Raw genomic sequence first — 18558 nt, 5'->3', positions numbered from 1 at the left:
AACATATTTTATTGATGCATAATACCGCCAGAAATTTTTTTAAGGTGTATACAATGGCTGATTGGATTAATGCAATTATGTTTGGTGTTGCGCTAATTGCCTTCACATTAGGATTTAGCAGCATCATTATGGGGTTTATGACTGCAAAGGCAGGTGCAGAGGGCATGCAAGAAAAAATTGAGTATGGCTTCTTCGGGGTGACCGGTATTGTGCTTTGCGCACTGATGGCATACGGTCTAGCATAACACTGCGTAGCTATATAAAAGACCGGCTGATGAGTAAAAATATCAGCCGGTTTTTTTATGTTCACCTTATTTGAGTTATGCGCACACTGTCCTCAATACCGCTATTGGGTGTTGTTACCCGATGAAGCGACATTTACCGTATTAGATAGCCCCAGCTTGGCGTCAGTTTGACTTAAGAGACCCAAATGACCATCTCGCTGAAAGGCACGTAAATCGAAGATATTCAACATGGCCATAACGTGGTCAAAGATATCCGCTTGCACCTTTTCATACTGAACCCACGCTTTTTGCGCACTGAAGCAATAAACTTCTAGGGGAAGCCCGAGTTCATTAGGTGCGAGCTGCCTTACCATTAAGGTAAGTTCTTGATTGATATTCGGATGCTTACGTAAATAGGCTTCTAAATAAGCGCGAAAGGTGCCGATGTTGGTGAGTCGCCTGCTGTTGAGTAAGTCGGACTCATCAATGGAAAAGTCTCTGTGATAGGTTTGTAATTCTACTTTTTTCTTTTCGATGTATTCGTTTATGTAGCGAACTTGTGAAAAGCGATCTAGCATCTCATTGTCGCATAGTTTTATTGAATGGATATCAATGTATATTGCGCGCTTAATTCGGCGACCGCCTGACTCCTGCATACCTCGCCAGTTTCTCACAGCTTCTGTGGTAAGGCTGTATGTAGGCAATGTAGATATGGTGTTGTCCCAATTTTGTACTTTTACATTAGTAAGCCCGATCTCAAGAATTTCTCCGTCAACATCGTATTTAGGCATCGAAATCCAATCGCCAGTGTTAAACATTCTGTTTGCCGCAATTTGAATGCCAGCCACAAATCCTAAAATGGTATCCCTAAAGATAAGTAGTAGTACAGCTGCAATAGCCGTAAGCCCTGAAACGAGTAACAACGGGCTTTTACCTACAACAAGTGAAATACTGAGTATGATTACAATGATAGCAACAACCAGCTTTGTAACTTGAATAAAGCCTGTTATGGGGGCTCGTCGCGCTAAAGCTGACGCGTTATACACATCTTCAATAGTGCTTAGTAATGCGTAAATGGCCAGTAGGCCGCAATACAGCATGTAGAGCTGAGCACCTTTAATGACAGCGCCATGCATCACCGCTTCATCTTTTATAAGTACAGGGGTGGCAATGTAGATGAATATGGCAGGGAAAAGATGAAATAAGCGCCGGAAAAAGCCATGATTTTGAAGAGCGTCGTCCCACCGGTGATTAGACTTATATACCAATTTAGTAAGTTGTGGCCTAATCAATAAACGGGCAGCAATGTACAGTATTGCAGACGTGACGAGAATAGTACCCAGTGCAAGTACGTTGTAAAGCGGCTCTTGTGCTGACACAGAAGGAAATACGTTGTTTATTAGCTCAACAAACAAACCCCTTGCTGAGGTACCTAATTCCATGAATTATGACTCCAATAAGTTTTTTATTCGACGGTCTTTATTTTCCCACAGTTCATTGAGCCAATTTTGGAAATAAAGACGAAATTCAGATTCACTGCGATTGGATTGCTGCTGCAACTCCGGTACTGGCGTTACATTGACATCAATGATTATTTTGGTCATTCGTCCACTCAGCATAGCCATCATCGGATGGCGTTTGTTTTCTGGATACAGCAATGAAATGTCCAGTACATTAGTGAACAATTCCCCCATCGCTGCGAGTGTGAATGATACCCCGCCTGCTTTGGGCTGCAAAAGGTGAGTGTAAGGACTATTTTTCAGCTGATGTTTTGCTGTGGTAAAACGTGTCCCTTCGACAAAGTTAATAACGGTTGTAGGTGTTGTTCTGAATTTCTCACAGTAAGCTTTAGTTGTTGCTAAGTCTTTACCTTTTTTCTCAGGGTGTTTTTCTAAATAGGCACGTGTATATCGGTGCATGAATGGCATGTCTAATGCCCAGGCCCCTAGTCCCACAAAGGGCAGCCAAATTAACTCTTTTTTCAAGAAGAACTTAGGTGCGGGTATACGGTACGTAGCAAACTCAATGAGAAGGATAATATCAAGATAGCTAAGGTGATTTGAGATGATTAGGTACCACGCATCCTTTGCGAGGTTACCGTGAACATTGTAGCTTATTTCAACATTATTAAATAAGCGTATAAGTAGAACGCTGATCCGGCCAAAGCTAAACATCAAGCCGTGCATCACGCTATTCCAGGCTTTTTTCACTTTGCCGTTAGGGAGCAGAAGCTTTACTAAGCCCAAAATAATAATAAGGCCACCCCAAAATGCAAGGTTGAGAATTTGAAGCGTTGTGTGAATAACAAAAATAATAGGAGCGAGTACTGCACGGATCATAATGGTTTCTGTGTTGCGTTAAGAGAGTCAAGAAGGGCATCTTTATTTTGCCAACGATCGTTTAGCCAGTTTTGAAAACGCACACGGACTTGTGGGTCGTCAAAATAGTTGTCATTGAAAATACCATTTTCAATAATTTCCTTTATTGGCGTAACGCTAATATTCACACGAATATTGCGTACTTTCCCACACACGAAGTCCCAAAACGAAGGCACTCCTTGTGGATAGTCAATAGTGACATCTATTAGCTTATGTAAGTTATCTCCCATTGCTGAAAGCACGAACGCGACACCGCCCGCTTTCGGTTTAAGCAAATGAGTAAAAGGAGAATCTTGCTTTTCATGTTTACTCTTGGTGAACCTTGTACCTTCTACGAAATTCATAATGCTAACCGGTTTATTTCTAAACTTTTCACAGGCTTTACGCGTGGTCTCCATGTCCTTACCTTTAAGGTGAGGGTGCTTTGCGAGAAAAGACTTTGAATAACGGCGCATAAATGGAAAGTCCAGAGCCCACCATGCCAAACCCAAAATAGGGACATAGATAAGCTCTTTTTTTAAGAAGAACTTTAAAAATGGGATTTTTCGATTAAATACGCGTTGAAGTACCAGAATATCAACCCATGACTGATGGTTAGCAATGACTAAATACCAATCATCGCGGGTAAGTTTGTCCAAACCATTTACTTGCCAATTGGTGCGGCCGCTGATTCGTTGATTGAGGTTGTTGACGCCTATCCAGGCAGTAGCACAAGCATCTAAAAGATATGATATAAAACGGCGCCATATTGCAACAGGAATCAATTTAAAAATGGCTAAAATGAAAATAGGCGTTGACCATAAAACGGTGTTCAGAAAATAAACTATAACCGATATGGTGCCTACAATATTATGTAGCAGTGCTTTTATCATTATACTTACCTCAAAAATTAGGCACTTAGTGTAAACGAACTTGATCTAAAATCCGATAGAGCCTTTACTGATTGTTTAATAAAGGTTGTATTTTTTTAATTAAGGAGTCGAAATGGAACTTATTGGCGAAAACAAAGCGTTTGGAGGTAAACACCTTCGATACACGCATAAAGCCAAAACGACCCAGTGCGACATGACATTCGCTATTTTTCTACCTCCATTTGCGTCTGCGGACAAACCCGTGCCGGTGCTATATTGGCTGTCTGGTTTAACGTGTACCGACCAAAATTTTATGCAAAAAGCAGGGGCAATGAAGCTTGCTGCTGAACTGGGTATGGCTATCGTCGCACCTGACACATCACCACGGGGAGAAGGTGTTCCCGACGATGAAAACAACGCGTATGACTTTGGTTTAGGGGCAGGTTTTTATGTTGATGCAACACAGCCGCCTTGGGATAAGAATTATCAAATGTACAGTTACATCACGGAAGAGCTACCATCTCTTATAGAAGAAGCGTTTCCTGTTACCAAGGAAAAAGCGATAAGCGGACATTCTATGGGAGGGCATGGTGCTTTGGTTATAGGTATGAGCAACCAAAATAAATATGTTTCGGTGTCTGCGTTCAGCCCAATTTCTAACCCTTCTAACTGTCCGTGGGGACAAAAAGCATTTTCACAGTACTTGGGTAACGATAAATCATCATGGGAGAAATATGACGCATCAACGTTGTTAGCGAATGAAACTCACTATATTCCCATGTTAGTTGAACAGGGGACAAAGGACGAGTTTTTGCATGAGCATTTGATGCCGCAAACGTTAGTTCACGCTGCTCAGCAATCTGACACGCAGCTCACGCTGAATATGCATGAGGGCTACGACCACAGCTACTACTTTATTGCCTCATTTATCGAAGAGCACTTAGAGTTTCACGCAGGTCATATGGGCTTAATTTGAGTCGATTGCTCGCTTCGCAAAAGCTATAAATTCGGACACAGCGACAGGGCGATGGTAAAGATAGCCCTGTCCAAAACTACATTCGTTATCTTGTAAAAATTGATGTTGGCTGTCGGTTTCTATGCCTTCTGCGATAATTTTTATGTTCAGGTTTTTGGCCAAATTTATTATCGCTTGAATAATGGCTTTGTCATCGCTGTTTTGTTCTAGTTCACTAACAAATGAACGGTCGATTTTTAACTCATCAATGGGAAGTTTCTTTAGATAGACGAGCGAACTAAACCCTGTACCAAAGTCGTCGATTGATACCGTCACTCCCATATTTCTGAGCTCATCCAACAGAATAGAAACAGTTTCTAAACTTTCAATAAAAACACTTTCGGTTAGTTCTATCGATAGGTTAGCTGCTGACAAGTTATATTCTTCAAGTGCATTTTTTATTTGGTGAAGCAAAGTGAGATCGCACACTTGTCTACCAGAAATGTTAATCGCCAGGCGTATATCAATACCCGCAGCCTTAAGCTGTTCTATCGACGCACATGCCTGTGCAACAAGCCATTCCCCAAACCTAAAAATTAGCTCGCTTTTTTCTGCTAGAGGAATAAACACGTCCGGAGAGATAAATTCACCGTCGGCAGTAACCCAGCGAGAAAGGGCCTCACATTTTACGATCTCGCCGGTATTTAAGTCGATAATTGGCTGCAAAAATAGTTGTAGCGCGTTGTCGTCAATTGCCTTTTTCAATTGTGCCTCTAATTGATTAAAGGACTTAAACTTTTCATACAGTTCTGCGGTGTAAGCGAGAAAGATGTTCTTGCCTTCATATTTAGCCGCTTGCAGCGCAATATCTGTATTCTTTAGCAGCACTTCTACTGTTGAGCTGTCGCCGGGGTATTGTGCGAGCCCTATATTTATACCAAGGTTAGCTTCACTGCCACTCAGTACGGTGTAGGTTCGCGTAAGCTTCTGAATCAGTTGTGCTGTGAATTGCTCACAGGTCTGCGTTTTAAATGAATCTATTCGTTTGATAAGTGCAAATTCATTACTTCCAATGCGCGCTACAAATCCAGCGTTACCTACAAATGTTTGAAGTCGATAAGCAAATGACCGCAGAATTTCATCGCCCGATTGGTAGCTCAACATTTCATTTATTTTCTTAAATTCACAAATATCAATAATGAATAAGTGAAAGGCAGCATCCTCTTTAACAAATTTTCTAACTGTATTTGTAAATGAATTTCGATTAGATATTTTGGTTAATGAGTCCAACCCACTCGTTGAGATAATGTGCTCTTCTTTGGTGTGAATATGGGTGATATCAGTTAGCAAATAAACCCAATGGGTTAATTTATCGTCTTGTAATACTGGGTGAATGGTCACTTGAAGCCATACACCATGGTCATCGCAAGGTTGCCAATAAAGTTCACCCTGCCAAGGTGTATTTTTCGAGACTAATGAAGGCAGGAATGCGGATGAGACGCCAATGTCGCTGAGCAACGCCTTAACGCGAGTAGAGCTCGGCGTAATACGATTGCACAGAAGCAAGCGTTGAGATGCTTGATTATCTAGAACGAGGTTGTCACGGTCGTCTAGAATTACAACGCCGGTTTCTAAATTATGAATGGCGTGTTGAATTGGTGGAACCAGAGTTTGCAGTCGCGTGTTCTTGCGTAATACATGCGACAATTTATGCCTGATGTATTCGTGTTGGCTTACTATTTCGTGGTGGCTTAGCAGGAGTTCCCGTGCAACCTGAAGTGTTTGTTGCTTTTCGTTGAACTGTGTTTCTACATTTTTTATCACTAAGTAGCGGGTGTCGTTTCCGCTGTTAATCGCTAGCGCCTCAAATCTGAAAGTTTGTGTTTCACGTTGCTCTGACCAGAATCCAGATGAAAGGGTAAAAGATGCATCGCCTTTCCACACTTCCTCGGCATCGATAAAAAAGTCCACAAGAAATTCAGAGTGAACGTTGTGCTTTTGAAGGTTTTTGTTTTTGTCTATCGAAGCTACGACTTTCAACCATGATATGTCAGGGGTGAGGCATTCGAGCTCGTGACTCGCATCAATTTTAAAAATTGCACAGCTCGTGATACCAAGTGCATTGAGTAAGTGGATGTCCATTTCCGTCTCCTTTCCTATCTAAAGGCGATATCGCTAAATAAGGTTTCCACATTTTCACCAGTTTTGGCGCTTGTTTTTATGACGGATGAGAATTTTTTGGCGTATGAACTGAGTTCGTCTTCGCCCCAATGCCAGCTTGAGGGGAGATCTATTTTATTTACAACAAAAAATGCCGGTATATCGGGATAATGGGTTTGAGCAAGCTCTAATATTTCCATCCCTTCAAGTAATGATTGAGAGCGAGTTTGGTCGACAACAATGATATAAGCGCTCGCTCCGCGTAGATAGCGAGGATTAAAACCACAGTATCTGTCAATTCCCTCCAAGTCCCAAAGTAGAAGCTGAACGCCTCGCCCGTCTTTATTAACTTGCTTTTTGTCGATTTTTACGCCAATTGTCGTTTGGTACTTTTCAGAAAAAATACCTTCTACGAATTGCTTGACCAGACTTGTTTTGCCAACACCAGTGGGGCCCAAAATACAAACTTTTTTCTGTATCACAGCATAGCTTCCTTACTATTGCTCACTAGATATTAACACGTTTAACATTACTAAACGCCCCATTGATGCATTACGCAACGGCAGCTCTCCTAAGCTGATGGGTATAAGAATATCACTTTCAACACCGAGTGAAATTAATGAGTTCACAACATTCTCTGCTCGTTTTTGGCTCAACGTGCGATTACGTGCACTAGAGCCTGAATTATCACTAGCACCCATTACAACAATATTTACAATGGTATTGGTGCTGTCAGCTAGCTTTAGTAATTGCTTTATGTCACTAGCCAGCTCTTCTAATGTTGCTAACTGTACTTCAGAAAGGGCTTCTTGGTTAGTAGCAAAAAGTACATTTTGCGAAGAAACTTTATTAACGAGCCGGTTTAACGTTGCTTTTTGAAACACAGAATCGTTAATTTCGTAGGCCGCTTTTACACTAAGTAAGCTAGTATCTACGATAAGCGCTTCAATACCGGGGATGGCATTTATCTGTTGATCGAGGTTTATTGCCGAAGGTGTAAAGACGGTTCCGGAAATGAGGTAACTACGATTTTCCCCTTTATCCATTGTTACACTTTCAGATTCGCTCAGTGGATAATTGTTGATCAGTTTCTCTAGCTTTTGCTCAACCAAGCTTGGGTTGAGGGAGACAAAAGGCTCTTCATCGACAGTGACTTTGTCTACATTTATTTCATTTTCGACTAGCCACTGTTCTATATTCGTGGCGACGGGATCGCGCAGTACCTTAGCATGCACGCGACCATTAGAGATAAAGACGTCGGTAACAATCACCCCCGGAGGTGGGGTAAGCTCATGCAAGTCACTTTTTAAGATACTGAGTGACACACGCATAAAAGACAATATCAGTAGCGAGGCAAAAATAGCTACCAACACGACTGTACCTACAATTCTTTTCGACCTTTTGCCTTCGCCTTCTTTTCTTTCACTAACCAAGCAGTCAGAAAGAATTGTTTCACACCCTTCAAACGGGGCATTGTCACCATCGTAATTCACTAAAGGTTGCTGATAAAACTGATGGAACTCTTCCAGTGCCTTTTGAAGTGTTCCTCGTACCTCTGGAGGAATACTACCAGTAACTGCTGCTACTAAAAGTGCTTGGGGCCCTATTTTAATTAAGAGCGTAAAGTCGTCGGTTTTTATCTCACCAAGTTCGTTCTCTGATTCGTTGCTAGTAACGCCAAACGCATCCGCCACAAAGTCATTGATGGCCACAAGCATAGAAGAAATGAGGTCGGCATCTTTCTCTTTTTCGGGGTCTGACGAGATGCTGTGAAGCAGGGTGCCTGTTTCTCGGTGAATAACGAGTATTTGCTGGACTTGGTATTGATAAATTTGAGACGCAACATATTCAGAATAACTGACGCCAGACTGCCACGCCTTGAAGCGCCACGACACACTTTTGGGGCTAAAACTATTTTCAATAAGTGCGTTGGTACGCTCAACAAACTCTACAAGAAATGAAGATACTGCCTTCCTTACGAGTGCACCCACCAATGGGTATAGCGTGCCAACAATCTTTTCGCTATTGGCCTCGATAGAGCGATGCAAGGATCTTTCCACGAGCGGAACCAGCACTTTGTTGACCGAACCGTCTTTAGATTCTCGTTCAAACAATGCTTCAGATACAACATTACTCACTAAGCCCTTCGCATTATGCTGAAGCTTCTCTTGAATGAATTTGTCGTCTTGCCCAATGAGCAACTTTCTGACTTTATCCAGAGAGTTGTCCGAGGACTCAGACGGCGGCACCTTATCAGTCATCGATTAATGGTCGGTAGCAAGATTTGTAGCCATGGTTGAAAGTAAGTTTGCCAATGTTTTTCTGTCGGTCTTACTTTCTGAAAGCTCACTGGTAACCTGTTGAAGTTTTTCTAACAACTCTTGATGTCGCTTGCTAAATAAATTGTCGAGAGACTCCAATTCTTTTACTACATGAGCTTCTAGCGAATCGTTGTCATTTTTGGCCGTAGTTTCGGCAATTTCTAACTCACTTTGTAGCTTATCCGTGGTGTGTTGCAGCTGCTCTTGTACATTACTGTGACTGTCGTTGGCCCTAGCAAGTTGCTCGGAAAGTGCATTAATTTGCTGGTCAATCATCTTTCTTATATCGCTAAACTGATTATCTAAGTGGGCATTTAGCGATGAAAAATTTTCGTTAACCTTGGCTTCGAGTGCGGCCAAATCTGCGCGAAAAGAACGGTTAGATTGACCGAACAAAATCTCTTTTAATTGTGATAATTCATCCGTTGCTTGTGTTTCTTGGGCTGAACTATCGTTATTTTCTTCGTGCTGTTCCTTTGGCTTTTTATTCGCCATAACGTTTCTCCGGAAGGTACCGTTTGCTTTATCAAGACTCGCTTGTAATACAATAGCGATAATTCATCGACTTTGAAATACGCTTTAAGTGTAAAGTTTTCTATTTTATTGAAAATGAAATATTCATTTTTTTCAGATGGTTGTAAGAACTTGCGCTAACAAGTTTTCCATTGTATTAGAAGACTTGGTGAATGGAAAAGTTAATCATTGAGCGGATTATCTGCGGACCAAAGGATACTGGATTATGTCTACACGCTATTTAAATAAAGGATATGTGCCGAGTCTAAAACAACCAGTGGTAGAGGCTGAATTTACCATAATATGTAATAGCAAAGTGGATGTAGCTGGTCTGGATAATACGCTGGTTAAAAAATTCGGTGTGACTGACACGTTTGAATTGAACGCTACAAGCCCTTTTCACGAAGCCTTGGTCGAGCGATTTTTAACGTTGGCAAGTGCGCTTCACAGATCTGCTGGTCTGCCGGTTTTCGACTCTGGTAAGTTACTTAAATTCGAGGTGGAAAAACGTAAAAAGGATCCAGAAAAAATTGTTTGTTGTTGTCTTATTCCAGATTTGCCATTTGTGGCTTCAGAGGTTCGCAACCAGTTTTATACTGTTGCCGCCAACATTTTGCACTTAATAATGTTTCAAAACGAACAGCAACTTGCAAAATTACTAGACGCCGTTCACGATAATCTGCTTAAGCCTGTAAAAAAAATATACGGTAGTGCCGACTCAAACATTCCAATATTGCATAAAGCCTATATTCAGGATGTTCCTTTTCAGTGTGTTGCTCAAAAAACCTATCAGTTGGGGTGGGGAAGACATGCAACGTTAGTGCAAAGTTCTGCTGTAGAACAAGATTCCGCTTTAGGTTCTATATTAACCAGGAACAAACTACAAACATCAAAACTTTTGAGCTCGGCCCATTTGCCAGTACCCAAACATTTAATTGTTAATAGTGAGGCAGACCTTCTCACGAAGGCGAATATTATCGGTTTTCCAGTCGTCATAAAGCCTGCAGACAGGGAGCGAAGCGAGGGGGTGACTACAAATATTACTGATAAACAGTCACTGGTTGACGCATATGTTAAGGCTAAAACTTTTTCTAACAATATTCTTATTGAAGAGCATCTAGAAGGTTTTGTTCACCGCGTAGCGCTTGCCGGTGATGAACTGTTGCTGGTAAGCAAACGAATGCCCAAATCAATAGAAGGTGACGGAACACTCACCATATCCGAACTCATTGATTTAGCAAACAAGACTGAAAGCGCCAAAGCTCCTTGGTTGAGATTGAGACCTTTCCCGAAGGATAGTGAAGCCTTGAAATATATTCGTTTGGCGGGTTTTGAAATGGACAGTATCCCCAAAGAGGGGGAGCGTGTTCCTTTGCGAGCTATCCAGAGTATTGCCGATGGAGGCGTCATAGAAAGTTTCACTCAATCTATTCACCCCGAGAATATTAGACTAGCTCAACGAGTTCGTAAATTATGCAGACTCCATTCGGTGGGCATTGATCTTTTAACGAAAGATATTACCGTACCTTGGTATGAAAATGGAGCCAAGATAAACGAAGTTAACTTTTCTCAACACCTTGGTAATGTGGCTATGCCTTACGCCAATGATTATCACTATAAGTACCTAGATTCTTTGGGCCTAATAGATTCCCAATTACCGATTTACGTTTTTATTGGTGATGATCAAGCATGGCAGCAAGCCATTAAATTTCATGAAGAGACAAGAAAATTGAGCCGCGTATTCCTTACGAACCATTCGTGTATCTTGGATGAAAAGGGCGAGCAATATCGTAGCACCGCGAAGACTTTACATGAGCATTGTACAGCACTCTTTGCTAATACAGACGTAGAAGCCATGATTGTGGTTATTCAAACGGCCGACTTCTTAGAGACAGGTATTCCGTTTAAAAGAGTAAAACAGGTTCGCGTGATTAATCACAACATTGACATGCTAAATGACCTAAACGCGACGACAAAAACGGCTATAAAATTATTGACGGACACTTTTGTAAGTGATAATCCTATTGAAGCTTAATAAGGTGTAAAGCATTCATTATCAAAAACGCAAGTAAAGAGGGAATTATGAAAAAGAACGTTGTTAAATTGGATGTATCTAAATTGTATGGCTTCAACTTGTCATCAGACAAAAAACAAGTAAAAGTGTCTACAGCTGCTTCTCCTAAGCTGGGGATCAAGTTAGTTAAACCACAATAATTATTGTTTTTTTCTTGTTCTTATCAAAGGCAACCATTCGGTTGCTTTTTTGTTTTTGGGTGCCGATATGGATTGTAGTTTTTTGCCTTGTTCTCAGCGCGGCGATTCGCTAGACCGCATTATGAGAGGGAATCTAGCAACAAGCTTGCAATACATTTATACGCAAACTTCCAATGAGATGGGAGAGCACGAAAAAAGCATTCAAACACTTATTGAGGCGCTTAAATCTGGGCAGAAATTCTCTGCGTTAACCTTCGCACTATATACTTACCTAGTATTTGCATTAACTGGGCAATCCGAAGAAAAAACTGAAGACCTGTTTGCCCTTTTAGGGAGGCAGCGTCCCATAGCATTAGACATGCCCCAAATTGTCACCCTAGAAGCTCCTTGTTTTATGGGAGAAGGCGAGCGGCTGTCCTCTCTCATGAATATTGAAGATGGCACTGCGTTTTTGATCAAAACGCCTGACGTTGAAACCAGTGTGCATTTTGAGCAGCGCCTTAAAGATGTATTGCTTACCATGGAAAAGGTAATGCCCGAATTATCCAATGAATTTTACTCGTTAGTTTCGCAAATTATTCTGGTTGAATCCGTCGAAGGAACAGACGTGGAGTTTGAGGGAGGATCTTCGTATATGATGTGGGGGGGCCTCTTTATTAGTGTCAAATCATACGAGACACAAGCACAAATTATAGAAGTGTTGGCACATGAATCGGCACACATGCTCTTATTCGGTTACGCGTCTGAAGGTAGGTTAACGCTTAACGATGAACAAGCGGCTTACAGCTCCCCATTGAGGCCGGATCCGCGGCCCATGGAGGGCATCTATCATGCAACATTTGTAACTGCTCGCATGTTTCTCGCAATGCAGCTGTTATTGGCTTATCCAAAATTAGATCAAGCAAGTCGCCGCTATGCGAACCAAGCGTGTAAAGATAATATTGAGGCTTACAAGCATGGTTATCAGATCATAAAGGAACAGGGTGAACTGTCGACGATTGGCGCTGAAGTAATGAAGCGTTGCCATGACTACATGAAGCCGTTTTTAGAAAATTAAAAACGCAATTAGTGCTTCAGCCAAAATTCTCTATGTATTAGTCTAGGTAGGGCGACTGCAAAGTATTTACCAAAAAAATTTTTCACCTATCAATCCATCTTCTGTTAACTACGTTTTTTATCAAATATATAGTTGTTAGTAACATAAAATGCATGAGAATTGTTGGCTTTGTGTTTCAACGTATGAGGAAAAATTGATTCCTAATAAGGAAAGCAATGCCGATGTGATCGACCGGTATACAAGGAAAGCAACATCAGGAAAGTATCGAGTATTGGGGTATGATCAATATGATCATAACGATTATTTTATTGCTGAATTTGAACAACTAGAGCTGGCAATAGCATTTTTAAGAGAAAAAGCTTCTATAGCGAATGGAACACCAACTTCTTTTTCAGATATCTATTATATTTATAACGACAGAGAAGAAGCATTGTATAAAGCTACGTTCGATGACGGCGTTGAGAGAGTATAGGTGTACTATCGGTCTAATCTCTGTCTACCTCTTGCAGTATAGGAAACTCCATTTTTTCTCGTCCCCTTAGTTATGTTAATATTAGCCATCTTATCTAACCCATTGTAGAGGGTGCGCCAAAGCGGGAAATGTTCCACCATTTGGGCACCGCGTTCCCTTAATGGGGACTAAAAACCGTGAAAAGTATAATGCTTTTGGCATTAGTGATTATTTTGAGGAATGCTGTAAGTGCCTGATATTAAAGTTTTAAATGAGAGTTCTGTTAAGCCCGCTATCGACAGGCGCTTCTCGGTGGCACCAATGCTGGATTGGACAGACAGGCACTGTCGTTATTTTTTGCGATTAATGTCTAAGCATACGCTTCTCTATACGGAAATGGTGACGACCGGCGCGATTATATATGGTAAAGGTGACTATTTAGGTTTTAACCAAGAGGAACACCCTGTAGCGGTTCAGCTGGGTGGGAGTGATCCTACTGACATGGCAAAGTGTGCAGAGTTATCTCAAGCACGCGGTTATGATGAAGTGAACATTAACGTAGGTTGCCCCAGTGATAGGGTTAAGAACGGCAGCTTTGGTGCATGTTTGATGGCACAGCCAGAAGTGGTAGCACGTTGCGTTAAAGCCATGCAGGCTTCGGTAGATATTCCTGTCACCGTGAAGTGCCGAATTGGGATTGACGATATGGACGAAGATGAGGACTTTGCTCGCTTCATCGATATAGTTGCAGATGCGGGGTGTGATACTTTTATTGTTCATGCCAGAAAAGCCTGGCTACAGGGACTAAGCCCGAAAGAAAATCGTGAAATACCACCTTTGAATTATCCCCGGGTCCACAAGTTGAAGCAGGCGCGCCCTGAGTTATCAATAAGCATTAATGGCGGGATAAAAACGCTGGCAGATACACAACGTCAGTTGCAATATGTTGACGGCGTAATGGTAGGCAGAGAGGTCTATGCTAATCCATACATCATGTCTTGCGTAGATAAGGACGTATTTGGAGATTCCAATGCACAGAGCCTTTCGCGCCGCGAAATTGTGATTCAAATGCAACAATATATAGAGCGACAAGATGATCCATATTTTAAGCCTTGGCACGCAGCACGCCATATTTTAGGACTCTATCAAGGGCAAGCGGGTGGCCGAATTTGGCGAAGGTATTTGAGTCAGAATGGTACGGGAAAAAATCCGGATCCTAATTTGCTTTTAAACGCACTCGACGCGGTAGAAAGTGCGCAGCGCGAGGTAAGCCAATTTCAAAAAAGCAATGAAGTTGAGAAGTAGTCAAAAGTACTAATAATTTAGTCTAATTGACTAAAGTTTAATATTTATACATTTCGATAAAGGTTTGGTTTTCATCAAGCCTTTTTTTATTCTATATAAATCATGTGCTTACGAAATTTATTGTAGTTGGCACGTCTCTCGCTATTTCATAAGTATCGCAACGACAACGTGTGGTTGCACTGACTACATTCGAGGGACATTATGAAAACTTCTATTATTGCAGCAACTTTACTTACAGCAAGCATGACAAGCGGCGTAGCAAATGCGCAAGAGTCAGTGCTTCAGTCATTACTTACCAACATGGTTTCAAACGCGGTAGCGGTGACGACACAGGAATTGCAAGCGGATGTCTATCAAGCCGTCGCAAGTACTTCTTATCATTTTGAGCTTTCAGCAGATGAAGTGAAGTCTTCGGGTAAAGTCAGCGTAACGGAACTCGTGCGGGCGTCAGAACAAGCCGATGAAGACCAAAACGAAAGTGTTGAATAGCACACATTTATTTCAGCTGTATTAATGAAGCGCCTTAGGGCGCTTTTTTTGTACGTCATTGGGTTCAACTCAGTTTGTGTTAGTGCAGTAAAGATACAAATAAACCGAGTTGGTCAAAAAGACAAAGTGCGTAGTCAAACTGACTAAATTATTGTTTTTCGTATTTTCCTAAAACTATAACACTTAGGTAAAAATAATAATAAGTTCAGTTAAAACAATGCTTTACATTGTTGGCATATAGATTGAATTAATCTTGTTAAGGTAAAACCCTAATGAAACACAACGTGCAGAAATAACGGCAGCTTAGCGTAATCACACTTTGAATAGCTAAACCTGAGCCGCCACATCTTACTACTTATGGAGAAAAGTGATGGGTATGTTTTCACGAATTAACGATATTGTTCAGGCAAATATTAATGCAATGCTAGATAAAGCTGAAGATCCTGAAAAAATCATTCGATTAATCATTCAGGAAATGGAAGAAACACTGGTTGAAGTGAGGACTGATGCAGCGCGCTACATCGCTCAACAAAAAACATTAGCACGCCATATTGATTCGACGGCTAAAGAAGTAGAAGGATGGCAACAAAAAGCGCAAATAGCCATGAATAACGACAAGGAAACGTTGGCTAAGGCAGCGCTGATAGAAAAACAGAAGTATGTAGCGAAGTTAGCGTCTTTGGAGGACCAGCAAGCACACCTTTCTGAAACTATTGAAAAAATTCAAGGTGATACCGGGCGGTTGAACAGTAAGCTAGCAGAAGCTAAAGCAAAGCAGAAAACGCTGGTGCAAAGAAAAAATGCTGCACACACGCGCCTGAAAGTGAAGCAAGCTAATCACGAAAGTAAGATTGATGACGCAATGGCACGCTTTGAAAATTATGAGCAACGAATTGACCACCTTGAGGCCCAAGTGGACGCTTATGATATTACAAGAACGAGTGATGCCGTGTCTCTGGAGGCAGAGTTTGAGGCAATGCAAGCTGATGAAGCAATTGAAAAAGAACTTGCCGAGTTAAAAAAACAAAAGGTGGCATAAGCTGCCTTACCCTTCATCGAAAAAGTATAGCGTGGAATAGCGGAGATAATTATGAAAATGCCAACACAAAAACGTATTTATAGAGATTTAGAATCTGGAATGATCTCTGGAGTATGCGCCGGTCTTGCACGATATTTCGACGTGGACGCGGTATGGGTGAGAGCCGTCGCCATTGTAAGCCTATTTGTTGCAACGCCCATAACGCTTTTGGCTTATATTGCAGCGGTAATATTATTGCCGAGGTTAGTGTAATGAAGAACTTTCTGCTGGCTGTCGTTATTGCTATCGTTTTGGTGAATGGATTGGGTAGTTTGGTAGATAGTTGGTTTGGTATCAATCTTATATTGTCGGACCATTCACTTGGCCCTATTGAAACTATGGCTGTATTGTCAATTGTTGCGGTTCTCTTGGTCATTGTGGGGTTTGTCGTAGCTTTGAGCGTTGTAGGAACCCTTTTCTTAGCATTCGGTGCGGGATTTATCGCTTTACTGGCCGTAGGGATCGGTGCATTTTGGCCTGTGATTGTTATAGCCGTTGTTCTATATGCATTGAAAAAACGCAATTCTGTAGCCTACAAGCAACAAAATGAGCAGAACATGCATCATACTTTATGACAAACATAAGCGAATTTAAGTTGTGTTCGGATAGGAAAAAATGCTCATATATAGGCAACCGTCATAAAGGTTTCGCATTTTTGAAGTAAAACATTTTACAAATAGCTGACTGGAGTCAGCTATTTGTCATTTAAAAGGAAGGTTGGTGTTAATATGAGACAGTCAATTAACTCAAAACGGATAGCGATTGCCGCCGTAGTTTTTATTGTTCTTTTTTGGTTAATTGGATGGTATTGGAGTTTGTCACCTGACACATTCGATATACATAAGCGACTAGAGCAAAACTCTTCAGTAGAAAACCCTACGAACATTGCTGGATATACGCTTACGAGTACCATGATCGATGTTTCTGAGACTCTACTCGAGAAACCGGGTGGCTACTTATCTAATGACATTACGCCCCCAGGGATATTTTTAGATAACATGCCTTCGTGGGAGTTTGGTGCGCTCGAAATGGTTCGAGATCTGGCGCTTTCTATGCGCAAAGACTTCAGTCGTTCTCAATCTCAGTCTATTGAGAATCCTTACCTTACCAAAGCCCACCCGAAGTTTAACATGGATCACAAAACCTGGGCATTACCGTCTTCAGAGTCAAGCTATGCTGAGGGCATTGAACTCCTAAAAAAATATAGAGATGAATTGGCCAATACGCGTAACGCCGACAGTCAATTTTATACCAGAGCCGACAATCTTCGTGAATATCTTAAACAGGTTGAAAAAAGGTTAGGAAGTTATTCACAGCGTTTAAGCGCCAGCGTGGGTTCGGCAAGACTAAACACAGACTTAGCAGGTGATGCCAACGCTAAGCAATCTACTCCTGTGTCGTCGCAGCGTGTTATACAAACAAGCTGGTGGAAGTTAGATGATAATTTTTACGAGGCGCGAGGTGCAACGTGGGCGCTTTTGCACTTCCTAAAAGCGGCAGAGATTGAGTTTTATGACGTGTTAAAAGATAAAAATGCATTGGTGAGCTTACAGCAGATAATTCGAGAGCTTGAAGCGACTCAGCAGACGGTATATAGCCCAATGATACTAAATGGAAGTGGCTTTGGCATGATGGCAAATCACTCGCTAGTCATGGCAAACTATATTTCTAGAGCAAACGCTGCTTTAATTGAACTTTCAGAACTTCTCAATCAAGGATAATTAATGAAAAAGGGTCTTATAGCTGCTGCTTTGGGATGGGCATTGTTTTCAGGGGCGTCACATGCAGACACCATCGCCGGCGTGTACGTTGGTGCCCAGGTCTGGCAGACTGACACTTCGGGTGGCTTCGCAGATAGCGAAAATACTGCAGAGTTTAATTTTGATGACGATTCAAATACCGCGGTATATATAGCCTTCGAACATCCAGTTCCTTTTTTACCCAATGTAAAGCTTAACTATAGTACGCTTGAAAATTCTGGTTCAACGGTACTTGATAGCAACTTTACCTTCGACAATAGACTCTACACGGCGCAAAGCAGAGTCAATACAGACGTTGAAATCAATTCCACTGATTTCATCTTGTATTACGAGTTGTTTGATAACGATTTAGTAAGTTTTGACCTTGGAATAAACGCAAAACATATTGATGGTGAGCTGTTTGTTGTCGATGCAGCTAGCGACACGAGTGGTTCTGCTGAGTTTTCGGGCATTGTGCCAATGGCGTATTCAAAAGTGCAGTTGGGCCTGCCATTTACAGGGTTATCTGCGTATTTTGAAGGTAGCTACCTGTCATTTGATGATCACGAGCTCAGTGACTATCAAGCAGCGGTTCAATACTCGTTTATTGAGAGTTTGGCTATCGATATGACGCTTCAAGTAGGTTACAGAAACGTAACGGTTGATATTGAAGACCTCGACGATGTTTACGCTGATATGGAATTTGATGGCGTATTTGCTGGATTAGAGCTTCACTTTTAAGTGCTAACAGCGGATTTTTAAAGGCGTGACTGCTTATGCGGCTCACGCCTTTTTTATTGCTCAACGGTAACACGTGGAGGTG

At 41.6% G+C, this 18558-nt stretch carries 20 protein-coding genes; 13 read left to right on the top strand and 7 right to left on the bottom strand.

Translation table 11 applies throughout. The features are described 5' to 3' along the window. The first annotated feature begins 53 nt into the window (after nucleotides 1-53). Nucleotides 54-245 carry a hypothetical protein gene (locus BK026_RS11355; RefSeq protein ID WP_071815958.1) on the top strand — a complete coding sequence of 64 codons (192 nt, stop codon included), beginning with the start codon at nucleotides 54-56 and terminating at the stop codon, nucleotides 243-245. Between the two features lie 101 nt (nucleotides 246-346). Here the strand turns inward: BK026_RS11355 and BK026_RS11350 are convergent, their stop codons facing one another. Genes BK026_RS11350 through BK026_RS11340 form a run of 3 tightly spaced genes read right to left on the bottom strand, consistent with a single transcriptional unit; the run spans nucleotide 347 to nucleotide 3474 of the window. Beyond that, on the bottom strand, nucleotides 347-1666 hold the full coding sequence (locus BK026_RS11350; RefSeq protein WP_071815957.1) for a mechanosensitive ion channel family protein: 1320 nt from the start codon (nucleotides 1664-1666) through the stop codon (nucleotides 347-349). A gap of 3 nt (nucleotides 1667-1669) precedes the next feature. Further along, entirely contained in the window at nucleotides 1670-2563 is an 894-nt protein-coding gene (locus BK026_RS11345) for an acyltransferase (protein ID WP_071815956.1), read from the bottom strand. Continuing rightward, complete coding sequence (locus BK026_RS11340; protein WP_071815955.1) at nucleotides 2560-3474, bottom strand: acyltransferase; 915 nt, start codon at nucleotides 3472-3474, stop codon at nucleotides 2560-2562. The genes BK026_RS11345 and BK026_RS11340 overlap by 4 nt, the downstream gene beginning before the upstream one ends. A 112-nt stretch (nucleotides 3475-3586) precedes the next feature. Between BK026_RS11340 and fghA the strand changes: the two genes are divergently transcribed. Beyond that, nucleotides 3587-4429 (top strand): S-formylglutathione hydrolase, encoded by an 843-nt coding sequence (gene fghA, locus BK026_RS11335; RefSeq protein WP_071815954.1) that lies wholly within the window; start codon nucleotides 3587-3589, stop codon nucleotides 4427-4429. On the opposite strand, the gene BK026_RS11330 is transcribed toward fghA, so the two are convergent. The 4 genes from BK026_RS11330 to BK026_RS11315 are packed head-to-tail and all read right to left on the bottom strand — an operon-like array spanning nucleotide 4421 to nucleotide 9384. Further along, nucleotides 4421-6550 (bottom strand): bifunctional diguanylate cyclase/phosphodiesterase, encoded by a 2130-nt coding sequence (locus BK026_RS11330; RefSeq protein WP_071815953.1) that lies wholly within the window; start codon nucleotides 6548-6550, stop codon nucleotides 4421-4423. The two genes, fghA and BK026_RS11330, sit on opposite strands and share 9 nt — an antisense overlap. A 14-nt stretch (nucleotides 6551-6564) precedes the next feature. Next, a complete protein-coding gene (locus BK026_RS11325; protein WP_071815952.1) occupies nucleotides 6565-7050 on the bottom strand; it encodes a Rab family GTPase in 486 nt (161 codons plus the stop codon). A gap of 15 nt (nucleotides 7051-7065) precedes the next feature. Further along, complete coding sequence (locus tag BK026_RS11320) at nucleotides 7066-8829, bottom strand: OmpA family protein (RefSeq protein ID WP_071815951.1); 1764 nt, start codon at nucleotides 8827-8829, stop codon at nucleotides 7066-7068. A 3-nt stretch (nucleotides 8830-8832) separates the two neighbouring features. After that, the gene (locus BK026_RS11315) at nucleotides 8833-9384 is read right to left on the bottom strand and encodes a hypothetical protein (protein ID WP_071815950.1); all 552 of its coding nucleotides are present in this window, start codon (nucleotides 9382-9384) and stop codon (nucleotides 8833-8835) included. Nucleotides 9385-9628: 244 nt separating this feature from the next. On the opposite strand from BK026_RS11315, the gene BK026_RS11310 reads away from it, so the two are divergent. The 11 genes from BK026_RS11310 (at nucleotide 9629) to BK026_RS11265 (ending at nucleotide 18476) form a co-directional block, all read left to right on the top strand. Next, nucleotides 9629-11437, top strand: coding sequence for a hypothetical protein (locus BK026_RS11310; protein ID WP_071815949.1), 1809 nt, complete (start codon nucleotides 9629-9631; stop codon nucleotides 11435-11437). A 47-nt stretch (nucleotides 11438-11484) separates the two neighbouring features. Further along, nucleotides 11485-11616, top strand: a complete 132-nt coding sequence (locus BK026_RS19815; RefSeq protein WP_256253781.1) for a hypothetical protein — start codon at nucleotides 11485-11487, stop codon at nucleotides 11614-11616. 67 nt (nucleotides 11617-11683) lie between these two features. Beyond that, nucleotides 11684-12673 (top strand): HEXXH motif-containing putative peptide modification protein, encoded by a 990-nt coding sequence (locus BK026_RS11305; protein WP_071815948.1) that lies wholly within the window; start codon nucleotides 11684-11686, stop codon nucleotides 12671-12673. 193 nt (nucleotides 12674-12866) lie between these two features. Then, on the top strand, nucleotides 12867-13145 hold the full coding sequence (locus BK026_RS11300) for a hypothetical protein (RefSeq protein WP_143142123.1): 279 nt from the start codon (nucleotides 12867-12869) through the stop codon (nucleotides 13143-13145). Nucleotides 13146-13373: 228 nt separating this feature from the next. Further along, the gene (gene dusA / locus BK026_RS11295; protein ID WP_071815946.1) at nucleotides 13374-14429 is read left to right on the top strand and encodes a tRNA dihydrouridine(20/20a) synthase DusA; all 1056 of its coding nucleotides are present in this window, start codon (nucleotides 13374-13376) and stop codon (nucleotides 14427-14429) included. A 201-nt stretch (nucleotides 14430-14630) separates the two neighbouring features. Next, complete coding sequence (locus BK026_RS11290) at nucleotides 14631-14918, top strand: hypothetical protein (protein WP_071815945.1); 288 nt, start codon at nucleotides 14631-14633, stop codon at nucleotides 14916-14918. A gap of 370 nt (nucleotides 14919-15288) precedes the next feature. Further along, on the top strand, nucleotides 15289-15957 hold the full coding sequence (gene pspA / locus BK026_RS11285; RefSeq protein ID WP_071815944.1) for a phage shock protein PspA: 669 nt from the start codon (nucleotides 15289-15291) through the stop codon (nucleotides 15955-15957). A gap of 51 nt (nucleotides 15958-16008) precedes the next feature. Beyond that, nucleotides 16009-16209: a PspC domain-containing protein gene (locus tag BK026_RS11280; RefSeq protein WP_071815943.1), complete on the top strand. Its 201-nt coding sequence runs from the start codon at nucleotides 16009-16011 to the stop codon at nucleotides 16207-16209. Continuing rightward, the gene (locus tag BK026_RS11275; protein ID WP_071815942.1) at nucleotides 16209-16571 is read left to right on the top strand and encodes a hypothetical protein; all 363 of its coding nucleotides are present in this window, start codon (nucleotides 16209-16211) and stop codon (nucleotides 16569-16571) included. The genes BK026_RS11280 and BK026_RS11275 overlap by 1 nt, the downstream gene beginning before the upstream one ends. Before the next feature lie 153 nt (nucleotides 16572-16724). Then, nucleotides 16725-17717, top strand: coding sequence for a DUF2333 family protein (locus tag BK026_RS11270; RefSeq protein WP_071815941.1), 993 nt, complete (start codon nucleotides 16725-16727; stop codon nucleotides 17715-17717). Nucleotides 17718-17720: 3 nt separating this feature from the next. Next, nucleotides 17721-18476 (top strand): TIGR04219 family outer membrane beta-barrel protein, encoded by a 756-nt coding sequence (locus tag BK026_RS11265; RefSeq protein WP_071815940.1) that lies wholly within the window; start codon nucleotides 17721-17723, stop codon nucleotides 18474-18476. Nucleotides 18477-18558: the final 82 nt, after the last annotated feature.

It is taken from the genome of Alteromonas sp. V450, assembly GCF_001885075.1.
GTDB lineage: Bacteria > Pseudomonadota > Gammaproteobacteria > Enterobacterales > Alteromonadaceae > Alteromonas.
This window is presented reverse-complemented; position numbering and strand designations above follow the sequence as displayed.